This window comes from Mycobacterium sp., assembly GCF_032161845.1.
Taxonomy (GTDB): domain Bacteria; phylum Actinomycetota; class Actinomycetes; order Mycobacteriales; family Mycobacteriaceae; genus Mycobacterium.
In genome coordinates, this window is sequence record NZ_JAVRQA010000151.1 from 1 (window position 1) to 2500 (window position 2500).

At 66.4% G+C, this 2500-nt stretch carries 3 protein-coding genes and 1 pseudogene; all 4 read left to right on the plus strand.

Features of this window, described 5'->3' with window-relative positions:
* On the plus strand, positions 1-282 hold a 282-nt coding region (locus QOD90_RS08980), incomplete at its 5' end, for an acyl-CoA dehydrogenase family protein (protein WP_526348778.1).
* Positions 282-1085 (plus strand): SDR family NAD(P)-dependent oxidoreductase, encoded by an 804-nt coding sequence (locus QOD90_RS08985; protein ID WP_526348780.1) that lies wholly within the window; start codon positions 282-284, stop codon positions 1083-1085. The genes QOD90_RS08980 and QOD90_RS08985, both read left to right, overlap by 1 nt.
* Positions 1086-2288: a thiolase family protein gene (locus tag QOD90_RS08990; protein ID WP_526348782.1), complete on the plus strand. Its 1203-nt coding sequence runs from the start codon at positions 1086-1088 to the stop codon at positions 2286-2288. It begins immediately after the preceding gene.
* Positions 2285-2500, plus strand: a pseudogene (locus QOD90_RS08995) (acetyl-CoA hydrolase/transferase family protein); the annotation flags it as partial. The gene QOD90_RS08990 and the pseudogene QOD90_RS08995, both read left to right, overlap by 4 nt.

Consider the following 2500-nt stretch of genomic DNA (forward strand, 5'->3'; position numbering starts at 1 on the left):
CTCGATGCGGCCGAACTGATCCTACGCAAGGCAACCTGGCTCTACGACAACGGTAAACCCTGTGCGCGCGAAGCGAATACGGCCAAGTACCTGTGCGCCGACGCAGCCTTCGACGCCGCGGACCGCGCCCTGCAGACCCACGGCGGTATGGGCTACTCCGAGGAGTACCACGTCGCGCGGTACTTCCGGGAGGCCCGCCTGACGAGGATCGCACCGATCAGCCAGGAGATGGTGCTCAACTACTTGGGCTCGCACGTCCTGGGAATGCCGAGGAGCTACTGATGACCATCGACAGTGCGGCCGTCGACACCACCGCGGAATCCGTCCTCGCACAAACCTTCCGTCTCGATGGACGTTCCGCGTTGGTCACCGGAGCCGGCGGCGGCCTTGGCGCGGCCATCGCGGCAGCCTTGGCCTCGGCCGGCGCCGCTGTGCTGGTGACCGATATCGACAAGGACGCCGCTGCCGCGGTTGCCGAGTCGATCACCACCAGCGGCGGACGCGCGCAGTCGTGCGCGCTGGATGTCCGCGACAGCGCAGCCGTCGGCGACGCTGTGTCCCAGGCGGCCGCACTTGCCGGCGGAACCCTGAACATCCTCGTCAACAACGCCGGGGCGATAGCGCCTGCGATGTTCGCCGACCAGACCGAGGAGACGTTCCGACGGATCGTCGACATCCATCTGGTCGGCAGCTTCCTGTGCAGCCACGCCGCACTCCCCCATCTGGCCACCGACGGAACCGGGCGCATCATCAACGTGACCTCAGCGGCGGGGTTGGTTGGAACGATCGGTCAAGTCAACTACAGCGCTGCCAAGGCGGGCATCGTCGGCCTGACCAAGTCGCTCGCGCGCGAACTCGCCCGAACGTCGATCACCGTGAATGCCGTTGCGCCGCTGGCGGCGACCAACATGACCGCAAACATCCGAGCCAACGAGAAGCTTGCTGCCAAGACACTGGCACGGATCCCGCTGGGACGGTGGGCACAACCGGAGGAGATCGCGCCCAGTTTCGTATTCCTGGCCAGTGACGCCGGTGCGTACATCACCGGCCAGGTGTTGCCGGTCGACGGCGGGACGGTGATCTAAATGGCGAGATCCGTTGATGGTCCGTTCACTCAGTTCGGCAGGCCGGTCTACATTGCCGAGGCCGTCCGCACGCCGATCGGCAAGTCGCACCCCGAAAAGGGCTGGTACCGCGACGTTCACCCGAATGCCATGCTCGCGGCCTGTTACACCGACCTGATCGAGCGCACTGGGATCGACCCCGCCATGGTCGAGGATCTGATCATCGGTTGCACCGCACCGTTCGGCGAGCAGTCCCGCAACATCGCGCGAAATGCGTGGCTGCAGGCCGGGTTTCCGCCCGAGGTGCCGGCGACCACCCTGGACCGGCGATGCGGCTCGGCCCAGACAGCGGTCGAGATGGGCGCCGCCCTGATCGCCTCGGGCACCCACGACGTCGTGATCGCCGGTGGAGTTGAACACATGGGGCACATCCCCATCGACTCACCAGGCAAGATCAGCGAGTTGTACGGCGACCCCTGGACCGACGAACTGCGCGACCGATACGCCTTCGTGCACCAGGGCGAGAGCGCGGAACTGATCGCCGACCGATGGGACATCGGACGCGAGGAAATGGACGTCTTCGCCGCACGGTCCCACCAGTTGGCCGCAAAGGCCACCGCAGACGGCCGTTTCGACGCGGAGATGGTGCCGCTCACACTTGATGGGAGTCGACGCACCAGCGACCAATGTGTCCGTCCGGACACCACCACCCAAACGCTGGCGGGCCTGCGTCCGGTGTTCCGCAAGGACGGTGGCCGTATCACCGCGGGGTCGTCCTCACCGATCTCCGATAGTGCGGCCGCCGTACTGCTCTGCAGCGAGGCCGCCGCACGCACCCTGAACCTTCGCACCCGGGCCCGGATCGTGGACCAGACTACCGTCGGCGTCGACCCGATCATCATGCTGACCGGCCCCATCCCTGCGACCCGGAAGCTGTTGGCGCGCAACACGCTCTCGATCGACGACATCGATCTGTTCGAAGTCAACGAGGCCTTTTCTTCAGTGGTGCTGGCCTGGCAGCGCGAACTCTCCCCCGACCCGGACCGGGTGAACGTCAACGGCGGCGCCATTGCACTGGGTCACGCCGTCGGAGCGACCGGTGCCCGACTCATCGCGACGCTCGTTGCCGAACTCGAGCGCCGCGAAGCCGATCTCGGGCTCGTCACGATGTGCTGCGGCGGCGGCCTAGGCACCGGAACGCTGATCCAGAGAGTGCCATCGTGATCGACTTCGGCAAGTACCTGTCCCGTGGTGACGGGGTGTGGTGGGGGCAGGCGGCCGCCGAGCCACGCCCTCTCGTCGATGCGCTCATCGCCCAGAATGCTCAGATCGGCCCCATCCGCACCTTCACCGGACTGTCGTGGAATGACCAGCTCGCCGTGACCATGCCGCTGCGGGTGTCCATGGTCAGCTACGGCGGACTCGGCGAACTGCGT

Coding starts and splice junctions, on each gene's coding strand:
- QOD90_RS08985 (WP_526348780.1), top strand. CDS start 282: ATGACCATCGACAGTGCGGCCGTCGACACCACCGCGGAATCCGTCCTC.
- QOD90_RS08990 (WP_526348782.1), top strand. CDS start 1,086: ATGGCGAGATCCGTTGATGGTCCGTTCACTCAGTTCGGCAGGCCGGTC.